The sequence below is a fragment of the Enterococcus sp. M-BR2 genome, assembly GCF_056612775.1.
In genome coordinates this window covers 1,678,681-1,695,855 of the sequence record NZ_CM152743.1, presented here as the reverse complement: position 1 = coordinate 1,695,855, position 17,175 = coordinate 1,678,681, and the positions used below count along the sequence as shown (strand labels likewise).

14 protein-coding genes and 1 pseudogene are annotated in these 17,175 nt (G+C 38.2%); 11 read left to right on the top strand and 4 right to left on the bottom strand.

The window, feature by feature from the left end:
- The first annotated feature begins 7 nt into the window (after positions 1-7).
- The 4 genes and pseudogenes from AC1F25_RS08265 to AC1F25_RS08250 all read left to right on the top strand — a co-directional run.
- Complete coding sequence (locus tag AC1F25_RS08265; RefSeq protein WP_479994036.1) at positions 8-934, top strand: PTS sugar transporter subunit IIAB; 927 nt, start codon at positions 8-10, stop codon at positions 932-934.
- 23 nt (positions 935-957) lie between these two features.
- Positions 958-1,755: a PTS mannose/fructose/sorbose/N-acetylgalactosamine transporter subunit IIC gene (locus AC1F25_RS08260; protein ID WP_002348299.1), complete on the top strand. Its 798-nt coding sequence runs from the start codon at positions 958-960 to the stop codon at positions 1,753-1,755.
- Positions 1,742-2,548 (top strand): PTS system mannose/fructose/sorbose family transporter subunit IID, encoded by an 807-nt coding sequence (locus AC1F25_RS08255; RefSeq protein WP_479994348.1) that lies wholly within the window; start codon positions 1,742-1,744, stop codon positions 2,546-2,548. The genes AC1F25_RS08260 and AC1F25_RS08255 overlap by 14 nt, the downstream gene beginning before the upstream one ends.
- Positions 2,549-2,683: 135 nt before the next feature.
- Positions 2,684-4,153 (top strand): annotated as a pseudogene (locus AC1F25_RS08250) (polysaccharide lyase family 8 super-sandwich domain-containing protein); the annotation flags it as partial.
- A 125-nt stretch (positions 4,154-4,278) separates the two neighbouring features.
- Here AC1F25_RS08250 and AC1F25_RS08245 read toward each other — a convergent pair.
- Positions 4,279-5,378, bottom strand: a protein-coding gene (locus tag AC1F25_RS08245) for an IS3 family transposase (RefSeq protein WP_143350020.1) whose coding sequence is annotated in 2 segments (ribosomal slippage) — positions 4,279-5,102 and positions 5,102-5,378 — 1,101 coding nt in all. Because the reading frame shifts where the segments join, the coding sequence is not laid out codon by codon here.
- A 60-nt stretch (positions 5,379-5,438) separates the two neighbouring features.
- Here AC1F25_RS08245 and AC1F25_RS08240 point away from each other — a divergent pair.
- Positions 5,439-6,476, top strand: coding sequence for a polysaccharide lyase family 8 super-sandwich domain-containing protein (locus AC1F25_RS08240; protein WP_479994347.1), 1,038 nt, complete (start codon positions 5,439-5,441; stop codon positions 6,474-6,476).
- A 46-nt stretch (positions 6,477-6,522) separates the two neighbouring features.
- Here AC1F25_RS08240 and nrdF read toward each other — a convergent pair whose 3' ends face one another.
- The 3 genes from nrdF to nrdH all read right to left on the bottom strand — a co-directional run bounded on the left by nrdF (position 6,523) and on the right by nrdH (position 10,080).
- Positions 6,523-7,488: a class 1b ribonucleoside-diphosphate reductase subunit beta gene (gene nrdF / locus AC1F25_RS08235; RefSeq protein ID WP_002287792.1), complete on the bottom strand. Its 966-nt coding sequence runs from the start codon at positions 7,486-7,488 to the stop codon at positions 6,523-6,525.
- Positions 7,489-7,537: 49 nt separating this feature from the next.
- Entirely contained in the window at positions 7,538-9,697 is a 2,160-nt protein-coding gene (gene nrdE / locus AC1F25_RS08230; protein ID WP_002310024.1) for a class 1b ribonucleoside-diphosphate reductase subunit alpha, read from the bottom strand.
- Positions 9,698-9,855: 158 nt separating this feature from the next.
- A complete protein-coding gene (nrdH, locus tag AC1F25_RS08225) occupies positions 9,856-10,080 on the bottom strand; it encodes a glutaredoxin-like protein NrdH (protein WP_002287795.1) in 225 nt (74 codons plus the stop codon).
- A 402-nt stretch (positions 10,081-10,482) separates the two neighbouring features.
- Between nrdH and AC1F25_RS08220 the strand changes: the two genes are divergently transcribed.
- From AC1F25_RS08220 to AC1F25_RS08195, 6 genes are all read left to right on the top strand, one after another.
- Positions 10,483-10,956, top strand: coding sequence for a FeoA family protein (locus AC1F25_RS08220; RefSeq protein WP_002310026.1), 474 nt, complete (start codon positions 10,483-10,485; stop codon positions 10,954-10,956).
- The gene (gene feoB / locus AC1F25_RS08215; protein ID WP_479994035.1) at positions 10,953-13,085 is read left to right on the top strand and encodes a ferrous iron transport protein B; all 2,133 of its coding nucleotides are present in this window, start codon (positions 10,953-10,955) and stop codon (positions 13,083-13,085) included. The genes AC1F25_RS08220 and feoB overlap by 4 nt, the downstream gene beginning before the upstream one ends.
- Position 13,086: 1 nt before the next feature.
- Entirely contained in the window at positions 13,087-13,221 is a 135-nt protein-coding gene (locus AC1F25_RS08210) for a hypothetical protein (RefSeq protein WP_002290587.1), read from the top strand.
- Between the two features lie 93 nt (positions 13,222-13,314).
- Positions 13,315-13,959, top strand: a complete 645-nt coding sequence (locus AC1F25_RS08205) for a GntR family transcriptional regulator (RefSeq protein WP_002287801.1) — start codon at positions 13,315-13,317, stop codon at positions 13,957-13,959.
- A 186-nt stretch (positions 13,960-14,145) separates the two neighbouring features.
- Complete coding sequence (locus AC1F25_RS08200) at positions 14,146-15,339, top strand: quaternary amine ABC transporter ATP-binding protein (protein WP_002310029.1); 1,194 nt, start codon at positions 14,146-14,148, stop codon at positions 15,337-15,339.
- Entirely contained in the window at positions 15,332-17,059 is a 1,728-nt protein-coding gene (locus tag AC1F25_RS08195; RefSeq protein WP_002310030.1) for an ABC transporter permease/substrate binding protein, read from the top strand. The genes AC1F25_RS08200 and AC1F25_RS08195 overlap by 8 nt, the downstream gene beginning before the upstream one ends.
- Positions 17,060-17,175 lie beyond the last annotated feature (116 nt).

Below are 17,175 nucleotides of genomic sequence, written 5' to 3'. Positions count from 1 at the left end.
AAAAGTGATGCAGAATATTATATTGATTAGTCATGGCAGTATGGCTGAAGGCGTCAAGGCAAGTTTAGAAATGATCGTCGGAAAGCAAGATCATGTTCATGTCGTTGCGTTGACGCCTGATGGGGACAATCGGCAATTCGAAGAAGAATTATTAAAAAAAATGAAAGCCCTTAACGGCTCATCCTTGATTATTGCAGATCTTTTAGGTGGTACGCCATGTAATGTAGCATTAAGTAACTATCTAGAATCAGAAAATGTGGAAATTATTGCAGGGATGTCTTTACCATTAGTCATAGAAGCAACGTTGAATTCAACTGCTACGGTAAAAGAATTGATCCAAGCAGCAACAACTGGCATTGTTGATGTGAAGCAAAAAATGAAACAAACAGAAATCGAAAAAGAACCAAGCCTACCAAAGGATAATAGCCAATTGTATGAGGCATATAAAGGAAAAGAAAATATCGTGAATGTCAGGATAGACGAGCGTTTGATCCATGGACAAGTTGCGGGCATCTGGGCGCCCAGTTTGCACACACAGCGTATCATTGTAATCAACGATGAAGCAGCAGCAGATTCGTTACAAAAATCTTCCTTAAGAATGGCAGCGCCTACATCGATGGGACTTTCAGTTTTGCCGGTTGAATCTGCTGCGAAAAATATACGTTCAGGAAAGTATGGAAAACAGCGTCTATTCCTAGTATTCAAAAATCCAACAGATGTCTTACGTTATTTGAAAGCCGGAGGAAAGCTAACACACGTAAATGTTGGAAATATGAGTTATAAAGAGGGATCAAAAGACATAACAAAAAGTATCAAAGTATTAGAAGAAGAAACTGATGTGTTCGAATCAATTGCAGCAATGGATATAAATGTAACCGCTCAATTGGTACCAAATGATCCAGTTGTTGACTTCATGGATAAACTGAGAAATTAAATAAAAATGAGGAGGAAGAAAGTATGCACTTAGCAGCGTATCAAATTATTCTTATTACGGTTTATGCTTTTATTGCAATCAATGATTCGCTTATTTCAAATACATTAACACAACCAGCCATCGCAGGTATGATTTCAGGAATGATTATGGGAGACTTAAAAACAGGATTGATGGTTGGAGGTACATTGCAACTAATGAGACTAGGGATTGCGGCTTTCGGTGGGGCATCAGTTCCTGATTATTTCACAGGAGCCGTCTTGGGAACAGTATTTGCGGTTATCTCTGGGAAAGGTGCAGAGTATGGTATAGGATTGGCTGTTCCAGTATCTTTATTGATGTTGCAACTTGATGTAGTCGCTCGCTTTTGTAATGTTTATCTCTTGCATCGTGTAGATAGAGCAATTGATGATATGAAAATCAATCGTATACCGCGATTAGTCTTATCTGGCTCTTTTCTTTGGGGATTATCACGAGCCATTCCGATTTTATTGATGCTTTTAGTCGGTGATGCTGCTGTTTCAACGATCACAGAAAATACACCAGAATGGTTGATGAATGGACTAAAAACTGCTGGTGGGGTGTTACCAGTCGTGGGTGTGGGAATCTTGTTGCATTACCTTCCAACAAAACAATATATTCCTTATTTACTATTGGGTTTCTTTTTAGCCGCTTATTTACAAGTGCCAATGCTTGGTGTCTCAATCGTCGGTGTGATTGCTGCAATTATTGTATTTAAAAAAGATAGTGAAAAAGCAGAACATCCGACAGTGACAGCCACAAATAATGGAACATTTGAAGGAGGATATGATGGGGATGAATAACCAGAAATTAACAAAACAAGAGCTGAATGCGATTCGTTGGCGCTATATTTTAGGAAGTCAGCTGAACTGGAACTATGAACGAATGATGAGTTCTGGCTATTTATATGGGATATTACCAGTATTGAAAAAATTCTATGGTAATGACGAATCACACTTACAAGATATGATGCGTACACATAATCAATTCTTCAATACCAACGCGATTTTCGGAAATTTGATCATGGGGATTGATGTGGCAATCGAAGAAGAAGATGGTTACAAAGCAAAAGACACAATCATTGCCTTAAAAACAGCTTTAATGGGTTCTCTTGCTGGCGTAGGTGATTCATTGTTCCATGTGATTTGGGGAACGATTTTTGGATCGATTGCAGGAACATTAGCTCAAAGTGGCTCAATTGTTGGATGTGTGATTTGGGTCATCGCGAATATCGTTTTGTTATTTGGACGGGCTGCGTTATTACCATTAGGATACAAACAAGGAGTCAAACTTGTCACAACTTTGAAAAACAAATTATCTGCATTCACTAATGCCGCAACAGTTTTAGGTGTCACGGTAATTGGTGCTTTGATTCCTTCCGTGGTAAAGGCAAAGGTCCCATTTGTTTATAAAAAAGATGGTGTGGAATTAGTTATTCAAGATACATTAGACGCTATTTTACCCTCTCTTGTTCCGGTGTTACTTGTTTTATTAACTTATTGGATGTTGGGACAAAAGAAATTGAATTCCACACGAGTAATCTGGATCATTTTGATTCTTTCCATTGCATTAAGTGCGTTTGGTATTTTAGCTTAAAAAAGGAAAAGTGAGATACGTCCGTTCACATATTTGTCCAAAAAGTAGAGGTTAAGCGGTTTTCTCATTCACTAAGATAAATGTGATTTTAGCCTCTGTATATTCATACAATCTGATGAGAAAGAGGGAGCAAAGATGGAGAAGGAGAAAAAAGGTTTGGGTAGAAGGATTCTTTTGATGAGTATGCTTAGTTTAATTAGTTTATTTGGAATGAGTATATCAACCTTTGCCGAGGAAGATGAATTTCAAAAGATGGAAGAACGATGGAAAAGTCAACTTGTCTTTGAAAAAGAAAGTCCGGAAAATGAGTCATTAAGAGCATATATAGAAGCGTTATCAAAAGAAGCGGAAAATTTATATCAAACATTGGATCAATCACCTGACCGGACCTATCTATGGCCACTTGAATCGGGAAATACTTCTTCAGCAGATTTGACGACACAATTTACGAAACTCCAGAAACTTACTTATGCCTATAAGACAAAAGGGACAACACTTTATCAACAGCCAGAGGTTGCTGCAGCAATTAAAGAGGGAATCGATTTTATGATTACCAAAAAAGGATATGATGGGAAAAAGTACTATGGAAATTGGTGGGATTGGCAAATTGGTATCCCACAAAAATTTGTGAATATCCTTCTACTGTTGCACTAAGAGCTATCCAGTGAAAAAATCCAACAATATACAGCTATTTTAAATCAATATGTACCTGATCCATTCCAGCAATTATATACTAAACCACAAGATTCATTTGTAGACCTTGCATTTATCCCTAACTTTTCAACGACTGGTGCCAATCGAACAGACTTATCATTGACTGTTTTAGGAGTAGGTATTTTACAAAAAGATGCCACAAAAATCCATCAAGCAGTGAATGGGATCAAAGATGTTTTTCAACTCGTGACAAGTGGAGATGGGTTTTACGCAGATGGTTCCTTTATCCAGCATAATGATATTCCTTATACAGGTTCTTACGGGAATGTACTAATCAAAGGAGTCGGACAGATTTTTACGATTGTGGATGGGACTTCTTATGCAGCAGCTTCTGATGACATTCACGCTTTCGTAGAAAATGTAGAGAAGGCCTTTATTCCTTTGATTTACCAAGGTGAAATGCTTCCCATGGTGAATGGACGCGCTATTTCGCGTGCGCCTTCAAAGACGAAGGTAGGATACGGGTCTTCAACGATGTATAATTTATTGATTGTTTCAAAATTTGCACCAGAAGATAAGCAAAAGGAACTAAAAGAAGCAGTTAAATATTGGATGCAATTGAACCCTTCGTATTATATAACGAATGTAAGAGATTATAATGATCTGGTCATGACACTATCCTTATTAGAAGACCAGACGATTTTAGGGAAGGATTTACCATTCATAGGGACAAAAATGTATCATAAAATGGATCGTTTTGTTCAGCGTACCAGTAAGTATATGGTAGGAATCAGTATGTATTCGAACCGTATCTCTTCTTTTGAAGCAGGAAATAAAGAAAACAAACGTGGTTGGCATACATCGGATGGGATGGTCTACTTATATTGGAATGGCAACAGTTTTTTTGACAAATTTTATAAGGTGCAGAACTTCTTTCCGTATGCTATTCCGATTGTCCTTGACAATGAGCCTCCTCGGATGTGACGATCTTCGGCAGGAGCTAACAATTAAAGTTAGACTGCCTCGCTAGCGTTAGCACATCCGAGCTCATTATCAAGGATTCGCTGCGCCAATCTCTAGTTACGGTAACCAACCGGTGTCTCGTAGCCAAGTGTACCGTGCAACCGAAGGTGGTTCCACCAATTGACATAGTCAAATAACTCCAAATCCAATTGTTGTAAGGTTTCAAATGTGTATTGATAGACAAATTCTACTTTCAACGACTTATAAGTTGATTCAGCTACGGCATTATCAAAAGGACAGCCTTTATGACTTAATGATCGATTGATGTCAAAAGTTGTTAATAATTCATCAATAGCTTGGTTATCAAACTCTTTTCCACGATCAGTATGAAAAATCTCAACCTCTGTCAGAGGTTGTTTGATACGGCTAAATGCTTTTTTTACTAGAACGGCATCTTTATGTTCTCCACAAGAATAGCCGAGAATTTCTCGATTGAACAGATCCAAAATGAAACAGACATAATTCCATTTTTTCCCGACTCGTACATAAGTCAAGTCTGTTACGATCGCTTCTAATGGGTTGTCTCTTAAGAATTTACGATTCAATACGTTTGTCGTTTTGGCTTCATTGCAAGTAGAATGATGTACTTTAAAATAAGCAACAGTATAGCTCGATTTTAATCCTCTATTTTTCATGATTCTACTAATTTTTCGTCGGCTGATCTGAATGCCTCGTTTTGATAAGGCTTTTTTTATTTTTCTTGAGCCATAGGCCTTTCGGCTGCGGATAAATTCTTCAGCTACTACTTCTTCAAGTTCTGATTCGTCTTTCTTTGGTTTTGATTGATAATAATAGGACTGACGTGATAGACCTAATATTCTGCACATCGCTGATATAGGGTAAAGATGCTTATTCGCATCGATTACTTGTCTCTTCGTCCGAATATCAGCGCTGCTTGCTTTAAAATATCATTTTCCATTTCTAATTGCTGGTTTCTTTTACGTAGTTCTAACAATTCTTTTTGTTCAGGCGTAAGATTATCTTTTTCTTTGAATGAACCACTCGTTTTAGATTGCTTTACCCATTTGTCAAATGCTGAAGCCGTTAGTTCATATTCTCGAATGATTTCTACACGTGGCTTTCCAGCTAAGTAAAGATTGACGATTTGTTGCTTGAATTCTTGTGAAAAAGTTCTTCGTGTTCTCTTAGACATAAAAATTCCTCCTGGTATGTTTTCTTCTAGTCTACACACCTTAATTTTTCTGTCTAGTTAATTGTAGCCTATCCATATAATGAGGATGATGTACAATTCGGTAAGAGCTATTGGCCGACTGTCGATCCTTATCGATTGCCAGGAACAACGGTCGATACAGTCCCTTTAAAAGATGAAATCTCTTCTTTTACGACTGTGCGATCAAATGAGAAAGCCATTGGCGGTGTATCAAATGAAGGTCAGGCAGTGGTAAGTATGGCTCTAAATAAAACTGGAACAAAGAATAATGGGACAGTTTTGCCAATGGATGTCAAAGGGAAAAAATCGTGGTTTGTGCTTGACGATCAATTGATTGCGCTTGGTTCGGGAATTACCGGTAACACAAATGCGTCTATTGAAACGATTATAGATAATCGTTTATTAAACGATCAGTTTACTTATAAAGTTGTAACAGAAACAGGAGAAATTACCCAGCCAACCGAACAAAGTGAAAAAGAATGGTTATTGTTACAATCAAGTCAACCAGAAACATCGATCGGTTATTATTTTCCTGAGAAAGAAACAGTAAAAGTGATAAGTGAAGCACGGCAAGGTAATTATAGGGAAATCAACGAATCATTTCCTAGTGATGAAGTTTATCATGGAAGTTATCGGAAGTTTTTGATCAATCATGGAAAACATCCAATCAATGAAGCTTATGCATATGTGATATTACCCGGAGTGAACGAAAAAGGTTTAAAAGAATATGCAGAAAAAGAACCAGTTACTATTCTTCAAAATACTCCAAAAATTCAAGCAGTAAAAGTAAAAGAATCCGGTTATTTGGGTATCAATTTTTGGGATAATACTGGTGGAGAATTAGATGGATTAAAAACAGATAAACCACTTTCTGTATTAAAGAAAATAAACGAACAAGAAAAAAGTTATACGTTTGCTGATCTTGCTCATACAAAGACGAAAATAACGATTGAATTACCAAATGATTTTGAAGCTATTCAAAGCATGAGTGAAGGAATTACCTATGATGAGCAGATGGGTCGCTTTACTATTGATTTTTCGCAAACATCGGATACACAAAAACAAATTGTCGTGGAATAAAAAAAGCGCACAAGAATAGAATATTCTTGTGCGTAATTTTTTATCCTTATTCCAATCCAATCAAATAATCGTCATCTTTCATCGCTTCTACATGACCTAACAAATAGCCGTTTCCGACTTGTGAGAAGAAGTCATGGTTGCTTGTGCCTGTTGAAATCCCGTTCATTACGATTGGGTTGACATCATTGGCAGTATCTGGGAAGAGTGGGTCCATCCCTAGGTTCATCAATGCTTTGTTGGCATTATAGCGTAGGAATGTTTTGACTTCTTCTGTCCAACCGATTGGATCGTATAATTCTTCTGTATAACGTTCTTCGTTTTCATAAAGCTCATAAAGAAGATTGTACATCCAGTCTTTCAACGTTTCTTGTTCTGCTTCAGGTAATTCGTTGAAACCTAATTGGAATTTGTAACCGATATAGGTTCCATGTACCGATTCATCTCGGATGATCAGTTTGATGATCTCTGCTACGTTTGCCAATTTGTTGTTTCCTAAATAATAAAGAGGAGTATAAAAACCTGAATAGAACAAGAATGTTTCTAAAAAGACGCTGGCAATTTTCTTTTCTAGCGGTGTACCGTGTTTGTAGATTTCATTAATACGCTCAGCTTTTTTTTGCAGATAAGGATTCGTATTCGTCCAGTCAAAAATTTCTTCGATTTCTTTTTTCGTGTTCAGTGTACTAAAAATAGAAGAATAACTTTTGGCATGGACGGATTCCATGAATTGGATATTGTTCAAAACGGCTTCTTCATGGGGAGTACGGACATCTTTACGCAACTGATCCATACCGCTTTCAGATTGGACAGTATCCAACAATGTCAAACCGCCGAATACATGTCCTACTGTATCTTTTTCCAATTGAGACAATGTGCGCCAATCATCTAGGTCATTTGAAAGTGGGATACGTGTATCTAGCCAAAATTGCTCTGTCAGCTTCTCCCAAGTGGATTTATCAATGATATCTTCAATTTCATTCCAGTTTATTGCTTCATAATATGTTTCTGACATGAGAATGCTCCTTTAATTAAAATATGAATAAGCGAATCTATCTATGATATTAGATCACGCAGCTTTCACATTGATTGCTTCCGATTTCTTCTGCATCATCAGTAAAGGTACGTACATAATAAATGGATTTGATTCCTTTATGGAAAGCGTAATGTCTTAAAATATTCAAATCACGTGTCGTTTGCTTCGTTGTTGTCTTCCATTCATAAATACCTTCTGGGATTTCAGAACGCATGAATAAAGTCAAACTCATGCCTTGATCGACGTGTTGTTGTGCCGTTGCATAAACATCGATTACTTTACGCATGTCCATATCATAAGCAGAAGTGTAATATGGAATCGTCTCATTGGATAAATAAGGCGCTGGGTAATAAATTTTACCGATTTTCTTCTCTTGGCGTTCTTCGATCATGCGAGTGATAGGATGAATGCTTGCACTCGTATCATTGATATATGAAATTGAGCCATTTGGTGCTACTGCCAAGCGATTTTGGTGATATAGCCCATCTTTCATTACTGCTTGTTTCAAGGTATTCCAATCTTCAGCAGTTGGAATAAAAATCCCTTCAAACAATGCTTTGACTTTTTCTGATTTTGGCTGGAATTCTCCAGTTACGTATTTTTCGAAATAAGTGCCATCAGCATAAGCTGATTTTTCAAAATTATGGAAAACTTGTTTTCTTTCACGAGCGATATTGTTGCTTTCAACAAGTGTCCAATAATTCAACAGCATGAAATAAATATTTGTAAAGTCTAATGAATCCTCTGAGCCATATTCCATTTGTTCTTTTGCAAGATAAGTGTGTAAGCCCATGGCACCTAATCCAATCGTATGATTCAGCTTATTTCCGTTTTGGATCGGTGGTACGACATCGATATCAGATGCATCTGTAATAAATGTCAATGCACGAGTCATCGTACGCACAGATTGACCAAAGTTAGGGCTTTGCATCAAATTCACGATATTTGTCGAACCTAAGTTACATGAGATATCTGTTCCTAATACTTCATACTCCTGTTTGCCGTTGATCACAGAAGGCGTTTGAACTTGTAAAATCTCTGAACATAAATTACTCATGATAATCTTGCCGTCGATTGGATTCTCGCGGTTCGCTGTATCAATATTGATTACGTAAGGATAGCCAGATTCTTGTTGTAATTTTGAGATTTCATTTTCAAGATCACGCGCTTTGATTTTTTGTTTGCGAATGTTTGGATTTGCAACTAGACGATCATACTCAGCTGTAATATCTACATAAGAGAATGGAACACCATATTCTTTTTCGACACTATATGGACTAAATAAATACATATCTTCGTTTTTACGTGTCAATTCATAAAATTTATCAGGTACGATCACACCAAGAGAAAGAGTTTTTACGCGAATCTTTTCATCTGCATTTTCTTTTTTTGCTGAAAGGAAAGCAATAATGTCTGGATGGAACACATTCAAATAAACCACACCAGCTCCTTGACGCTGACCTAATTGATTAGAATAGCTGAAACTATCTTCGAATAATTTCATGACTGGAACGACACCACTCGCAGCACCCTCGTATCCTTTGATAGGAGCGCCGGCTTCACGAAGATTTGATAAAGTAATCCCTACGCCGCCACCAATACGGGACAATTGCAAAGCAGAGTTGATTGAGCGCCCGATAGAGTTCATATCGTCAGTGACTTGAGTCAAGAAACAAGACACCAATTCGCCCCGACGTTTACGTCCAGCATTCAAGAAAGAAGGCGTAGCTGGCTGATAACGTTGATGGATCATTTCATCTGCAAGAGCAAGTGCTAATTCTTCATCCCCGTTCGCAAAGTAAAGTGCATTGAAGGCTACTCGATCTTCATAAGTTTCCAGATAAGCGGAACCGTCGTTGGTTTTCAACGCATATTGAGAATAAAATTTGTAAGCAGCCATAAAAGATTTGAAAGAAAAATGTTGTTCGTCCAAAAATTGATATAGCTTTTCAATAAATGATGGTGAATATAATTGGATGAATTCTGCTTCTATATATTCTTGTTCGATCAAGTAATTGATTTTTTCCATAATAGATGGAAAAGTCATCGTATTTGGTTTGACATTTTCTTCAAAAAAGGCAGCCAAAGCTTCTTTATCCTTATTCAAAGGGATTTGACCATTGACTGGTCGATTGATTTCATTATTCAGCTTGAAATAACTGACATCTTGTAAATTTTTAAGACTCATACGTACGCCCAACCTTCATTTCGTATTTGATGATGCTTGATTGCAAATCATTGCATTGTTTTCAAGCTTTAAAAAAGGATTTGGAAGTTTGCGACAAAAACTGGTGCTGTCTCAAGCCCTTCAAATCCATGTATCTTGTTTTGATTCTTTTAGTCATGTTAGCTGGCAAGTTTACGCAACTGATCAGGACGGAATCCGATAACTGTTTCTGCATCGGAAGTAATGACAGGAACACTTTGGAATCCTTGTGCTTTCAACCAGTCTACTGCTTCCGGTTGTTCATCGATATTGACTTCTTCAAAAGCAATTTGATTTTCTGTTAAAAAACGTTTGACCATCTTGCATTGCATGCAATTATTTTTAGAAAAGATTTTTACGTTCATGATGAGTGCCTCCTCTAAACACATTCTTATTATCTATAATAGATAGTATAAAACTCTTAGTAAAAAAGTCAAACAACAAACACTACATATTGTGTTGTGGAAACTGTGGAATACTAAGTTTTGTGTTTTTGAAAAAAAGAGCTGAAAACAAGTATCGTGTGGGAAAATAGCAAATCTAATAGAGAAAAAATTGTGGAAAACTATGAAGAAATATTTTTTTCTCATTTTTATCTATCAATAATAAAGAATCGCTCATAATATCACAAGTGTAATTGACATTCTCAATTACCGAGAGTATTCTATGTGAGAATGATTCTCATTTATTTGCGTAATACGTGAGAAAACTAGAACATAGAATGAAAGATTTCAATACATGATTTATTTCACAAGAGAGGAATCAATATGCAGACCTTAGCTCAGGCAAAGCAAAACTTCGTTTATCAAGTCGAACGAATCGAAACAGAAGAAAAAACAAAACGCCATTTGCAAAATATTGGGGTCGTTGCCGGAAGTAAAATCGTCGTCGTCAATTTATCAGGCAACAATGCCATTTTACTGGTAAAAAGTCATCGAGTGGCAGTAAGTCGGGAAATACTAAGTCAGATCTTTGTCAATAAAAAGATTGCTTCCTCTGAAAGCTGGACCTCTCTTGATCAATTAAAAGCAGGAGAGACTGGGATCGTCGTAGCCATCCACGGACAAGGCGCAGTGAAGCGGCGGTTGATGGATATGGGATTGACGCGAAATGTAAAAATAGTCATCCGAAAACTAGCCCCTCTAGGAGATCCAATCGAACTGACAGTGCGAGGATATGAATTGACATTACGAAAGTCAGAGGCTGAATTAGTCTTGGTACAAAGGGAGGAAAACGAATGAATATCGCGTTAGTCGGAAATCCAAACAGCGGAAAAACGAGCTTGTTCAATCTCTTGACTGGTTCGAATCAATATGTAGGGAATTGGCCGGGCGTAACAGTAGAAAAAAAAGAAGGATCGTTGAAAAAAAATCCGAACATTCATATTCAAGACCTACCTGGCATCTATTCTTTGTCTCCTTATACACCCGAAGAAGTGATTGCAAGAGATTATTTGGTTCATGAACAGCCTGAACTGATCATCAACATTATTGATGCTACCAATTTAGAGCGGAATCTATATTTAACTACGCAGTTATTGGATTTAGGCATTCCTATGATCATTGGTCTGAATATGATGGATATCATCAAAAAAGAAGGAAAAAAAATCAACCTAGAAAAGCTTTCCTATGGTCTTGGTGTACCAGTTTTACCAATCAGCGTATTGAAAAAGCAAGGAATCGAAAAATTAATCGAAAAGATTCAGGAGTCTGCAAAAAAACGGCTTTCTATTCCTGTTCCCTGTACATACGATCCGCGTTTAGAAGCAGCTTTACATGAAATTGAAGATGTACTAGGAGAAAAAAGTAGCAAGAAACGCTGGTATGCAATGAAATATTTTGAAAGAGATCAGAAGGTGAATGAGGATGATGAGATAACAAATTCTCAGCAAAAAGAAATCGAACAACTGATCCAGTTGACAGAGAAACTATTGGATGACGATAGTGAAACGATTCTAGTCAATGAACGTTATGAATTTATTACCCAATTATGTGCACTATCTGTCGTGTCAAATGATTCTTTCCAATTATCGATGAGTGACAAAATCGATCAGATTGCAACGAATCGTTGGTTAGCCTTGCCAATCTTTGCATTTGTGATGTGGCTGATTTATTACTTGGCTATTCAAACAGTAGGAACAATGGGGACAGATTGGATCAATGATACATTGTTTGGAACGTGGCTACCAGAACATGTTGGCAGACTGTTAGCTGAATGGCAAGTAGCGGAATGGATGCAGGAGCTGATCTTGAACGGCATCATCGCAGGCGTGGGAGCAGTATTAGGATTTTTACCGCAATTGATCGTATTGTTTTTATGCTTGAGCTTTCTAGAAGACTGCGGATATATGGCGAGGATCGCTTTTGTCATGGATCGACTTTTCCGGAAATTCGGGCTTTCAGGAAAATCCTTTATTCCTATGCTGATTGCCACGGGATGTGGCGTACCAGGGGTCATGGCTACTCGCACGATTGAAAACGAGCAAGATCGTCGTTTGACGATCATGGTCACGACATTCATGCCTTGTTCTGCAAAGTTGCCGATTATTGCCTTAGTAGCAGGGGCCTTTTTTCCTCACCAATCTTGGGTAGCCCCTTCTGCCTATTTTCTTGGGATGACTGCAATTATTTTCTCTGGAATCAGCTTGAAAAAAACGCGTTTGTTTGCTGGAGAAACAGCTCCGTTTATCATGGAATTACCCACATATCATTTTCCTCAATGGTCAACGATCCTAAGACAAACCTATGACCGCAGCAAGTCTTTTGTTAAAAAAGCAGGAACGATTATCTTTGTTTCTAGTATCGTGATCTGGTTTAGCTCTTCTTATAATTTTTATGCTCAACCTGTTCCTGAAGACCAAAGTATCCTAGCCTTTTTCGGACGAATCCTGGCTGTTGTTTTTCAGCCGCTTGGTTGGGGGAATTGGCAAGGAACTGTCGCAGCGATTACAGGATTAGTTGCTAAAGAAAATATTATTGGCACATTTGGTATTTTGTTTGGACATGCGGAAGTATCCGAAAATGGTAGAGAAATCTGGCAAGTGCTACAACACACATATACTCCCGCATCAGCTTATTCATTGTTAGCCTTCAATTTACTTTGTGCGCCTTGTTTTGCGGCAATTGGGGCTATCCATCGGGAAATGAATGCCAAGAAATGGACTTGGATCGCCATAGGCTATCAATGCGGTTTAGCTTATTTAGTTAGTTTTGTGATCTATCAGTTGGGACACTTATTGGAGGGTGGACAGGTAGCGTCAGGGACGTATCTTGCTATTTTACTGATGATAGGACTCGTTTATGTTTTGTTCCGCCAGCCAAAATCCAAGAACCAGTTTTATACTATATTGTCATTAGAAGGAGAGGAATAGGATGGCGACATTCTTATTAAGTGTATTAATCTTTGGAAGTGCAGGAGCGATTGTCTATACTCGTTTAAAATCCGGAAAGAATTGTGATGACTGTCAAACAGCCTGCCCAGTAAAAAAGGAACAGATCAAGCGATGATCAGTCGTTGCAAGAGGCTGTTCTCCCCTTTTTTGCTTATTTTGCTAGAGCATAGTAAGATGAGGGAAAGTAAAAAAAGAAAGAGGAAAGAAAATGTCTGGAAAGAAAAAAATCGTCCGCCCGCGCTATCAGCAGATTGCTGTTGATTTAGCCGAACGTATCGTTGAAAACCGATATAAAGTGGGTGAGAAGATCCATGCTCGCTCAACGCTTGCCAGTACGTACAATGCTTCTCCTGAGACTACCCGAAAGGCTATCAATGTGCTGGTAGATCTTGGGATCATGGAAGTACGGCATGGGAGTGGGGCATTTGTTGCCTCGAAAGAAAAAGCAAAAGATTTCCTATTGCAGTATCAAGATGTACAATCTATCCAAGATACAAAAGCAGAAATCATGGCGAGTGTGGAGAAGCAACAAGATGAGCTGAATCATTTTTCTCAATTATTGGATCAGCTGGTCAATCAAACGAAGCGAATACATAAGATGAACCCTTTACTTCCGTTTGAATTGTCTTTATCAGAAAAAGCAATGCATCTGGACCGTTCGATTAGCGAGTTGAATATCTGGCAGGCGACTGGTGCTACAGTTATCGCAATTTCTCATAACGAAGAACTACTTGTTTCACCTGGACCTTATGCTAAATTTACGGCAGGGGATATCGTTCATTTTATTGGAAATGAGTATACGCTACAGCGTATGACAAACTTTTTTTACCCGGAACATCAGCTTGCAGAATGATTGTGTGAAATATTATAAAAATATTAACTTGGCTAAACCTTTTATTTATAAAGATTTAACCAAGTTTTTTTCTGTTTAGACAAGCAAATTTCTTTCATTTTTGACAAAGTGACTACATGATGTTAACATAGTGTGGTCACTTTTTTCAGAAAGAAAAATGAATTTACATAAAAAAGGAGAATTTGTTTGGTAAAAGTAGAAGTAAAACATTTAACAAAGATATTTGGTAAAAAGACACAAGCCGCTTTAGATATGATGAATGATCACCAGCCGAAAACGGAGATTTTAAAGAAAACCGGTGCGACGGTTGGTGTGTATGACGTGAATTTTGACGTAAAAGAAGGAGAAATCTTCGTGATCATGGGGCTTTCCGGGAGTGGGAAATCCACATTGATCCGTCTATTGAATCGTCTGATCGAACCAACTTCGGGCAGTATCTATATTGATGGAGAAGATGTATCGAAGTTAAGTAAAGAAGAATTGCGAGAAGTCCGTCGTCATAAAATCAATATGGTTTTCCAAAACTTCGGTCTGTTTCCACACCGAACGATCTTGGAAAATACAGAATACGGGTTAGAAGTCCGTGGTATACCTAAAGAAGAACGACAAGAAAAAGCAGAAAAAGCATTAGAAAATTCTAGTCTGCTTTCATTTAAAGACCAATATCCTAATCAGTTATCTGGTGGGATGCAGCAACGGGTCGGCTTAGCCAGAGCTTTAGCGAACGATCCTGAGATCTTGCTGATGGACGAAGCGTTCTCGGCTCTTGATCCGCTGATCCGACGAGAAATGCAAGACGAATTACTGGACTTGCAAGCCAATGTTCAAAAAACGATTATTTTCATTACCCATGATTTGAATGAAGCTTTACGGATCGGGGACAGAATCGCGTTAATGAAAGACGGCGAAATCATGCAGATCGGAACAGGTGAAGAAATATTGACCAATCCAGCAAATGATTACGTACGTGAATTTGTGGAAGAAGTCGATCGTTCCAAAGTGCTTACTGCTCAAAACATCATGGTACCTGCATTGACGACGAATATCGAATCTGATGGACCAAATGTCGCATTGACAAGGATGCGTAATGAAGAAGTCAGCATGCTGATGGCTGTTGACCGAAAGAGACACCTGAAAGGAATCATTACTGCAGATCAGGCGTTAGAAGCTAGGAAGCAAAAACGTCCATTGATCGACTTCTTAGATGAAAATGTGACGGTGATCGGAAAAGACATGGTTGTAAGTGATATTTTCAATATTATTTATGATTCACCGACTCCGCTTGCAGTTGTAGAGGATGGAAAATTAAAAGGTGTCGTCATCCGAGGTAGTGTGATTGAAGCATTAGCAGAAACAAGCGAGGTGAGTGAACATGAATAATCTATTAAACTATCAATTACCAGTGGCAAACTGGGTAGAAAATATCACAGAATGGTTTACGACAACTTTTTCTGGCCTATTTTCATTTTTACAAACGATCGGACAGGCAGTGATGACGGGGATTACAAATTTACTGTTAGTGATTCCAGCGCCTTTGTTTATCTTGTTATTGACGATAGCAGCTTTCTTTATCTCTAAGAAACGTCCAGGACTTACGTTGTTCACGTTGATTGGTCTATGGTTTATTTATAACCAAGGTCTATGGAATGACTTGATGAATACTGTCACACTTGTTCTTTTATCTAGTGTGATCTCAATCATCATAGGTGTACCGTTAGGGATTTTGATGGCAAAAAGCAGTAAAGCTCAAAGCATCATCAAGCCGATCCTTGACTTTATGCAGACGATGCCAGGATTCGTTTATTTGATTCCAGCAGTTGCATTTTTCGGTATCGGGATGGTGCCAGGGGTATTTGCCTCAGTCATCTTTGCTTTGCCACCAACCGTTCGCTTTACGAATTTAGGGATTCGACAAGTACCGAAAGAGTTGGTAGAAGCTTCTGATTCATTCGGGAGCACAAGTCGTCAAAAACTATTCAAACTAGAATTGCCTTTAGCTAAAAGTACGATCATGGCAGGGATCAATCAAACAACGATGCTGTCACTTTCAATGGTCGTTATTGCCTCTATGATCGGTGCACCCGGCTTAGGACGGGGAGTATTGTCCGCTTTACAAAGAGCACAAGTCGGGAATGGATTTGTCAACGGGGTTGCATTAGTTATCTTAGCAATCATCATTGACCGTTTTACGCAGCATTTGAATCAGCCAAACAATAAGAAAGTTGCAGGAGCTGCAACACAAAAAAGTAAAAAACGTCAAGGATTGATCATTGGTGCTGTAGTAGTAGTGATCTTAGGTGCGATTGGTATAGGAAGTTTTTCTTCTGCCAAAGAAACAAAACGTATCAACTTGTCTTATGTCGAATGGGATACAGAAGTTGCTTCAACAAATGTAGTCGGTGAAGTATTGAAACAAATGGGCTATGATGTAACGATGACACCGCTAGATAATTCAATCATGTGGAAATCTGTTTCAAATGGCGAGTCAGATGCCATGGTTTCAGCTTGGCTACCTAAAACTCACGGTTCACAGTATGCACAATATAAAGATCAAGTCGAAGACCTAGGTGCCAATTTGACAGGAGCAAAAGTCGGTTTAGCAGTACCAGCCTACATGGATGTAAATTCGATCGATGAGTTAACCGATCAGGCAGGTAAGAAAATTATAGGAATTGAGCCAGGAGCTGGGGTAGTTACGGCTGCTGAAAACACAATCAAAAAATATGACAACTTGAAAGACTGGAAAGTCGAGACATCTTCTTCAGGAGCAATGACCGTTGCACTAGGACAAGCAATCAAAAAACACGAACCAATTGTAGTTACAGGATGGACACCTCATTGGATGTTTGCCAAATATGATCTGAAATACTTGGAAGATCCTGAAAACGGAATGGGAAGCGAAGAGCAGATCCATACGATGGTTCGAAAAGGATTGAAAGAAGACCAGCCAGAAGCTTATAAAGTATTAGACAATTTCCATTGGTCAGAAAAAGATATGGAAAAAGTCATGTTGGAAATCAACAATGGAAAAGATCCACAGCAAGCAGCAAAAGACTGGATCAAAGAGAACCAAGAATTAGTCGAAAGCTGGAAAAAATAAAAAAGGCGGAAACAAAATAAATGGAGCTTCCAAAATTGGATCAAAAATCCAGTTTTGGAAGCTCCATATTCGTCTGTCTCTTTTTTGTCTATAAAAAAAGAGAATGCGCAGTTCAT

Bases quoted from the DNA above. Each gene is read 5' to 3' on its own strand.
- nrdE (WP_002310024.1), bottom strand. From the start codon at position 9,697: ATGAGTCTTAAAAATTTACAAGATGTCAGTTATTTCAAGCTGAATAAT.
- AC1F25_RS08265 (WP_479994036.1), top strand. From the start codon at position 8: ATGCAGAATATTATATTGATTAGTCATGGCAGTATGGCTGAAGGCGTC.
- nrdH (WP_002287795.1), bottom strand. From the start codon at position 10,080: ATGAACGTAAAAATCTTTTCTAAAAATAATTGCATGCAATGCAAGATG.
- AC1F25_RS08210 (WP_002290587.1), top strand. From the start codon at position 13,087: ATGGCGACATTCTTATTAAGTGTATTAATCTTTGGAAGTGCAGGAGCG.
- AC1F25_RS08205 (WP_002287801.1), top strand. From the start codon at position 13,315: ATGTCTGGAAAGAAAAAAATCGTCCGCCCGCGCTATCAGCAGATTGCT.
- AC1F25_RS08260 (WP_002348299.1), top strand. From the start codon at position 958: ATGCACTTAGCAGCGTATCAAATTATTCTTATTACGGTTTATGCTTTT.
- AC1F25_RS08195 (WP_002310030.1), top strand. From the start codon at position 15,332: ATGAATAATCTATTAAACTATCAATTACCAGTGGCAAACTGGGTAGAA.
- AC1F25_RS08220 (WP_002310026.1), top strand. From the start codon at position 10,483: ATGCAGACCTTAGCTCAGGCAAAGCAAAACTTCGTTTATCAAGTCGAA.
- feoB (WP_479994035.1), top strand. From the start codon at position 10,953: ATGAATATCGCGTTAGTCGGAAATCCAAACAGCGGAAAAACGAGCTTG.
- nrdF (WP_002287792.1), bottom strand. From the start codon at position 7,488: ATGTCAGAAACATATTATGAAGCAATAAACTGGAATGAAATTGAAGAT.
- AC1F25_RS08255 (WP_479994348.1), top strand. From the start codon at position 1,742: ATGGGGATGAATAACCAGAAATTAACAAAACAAGAGCTGAATGCGATT.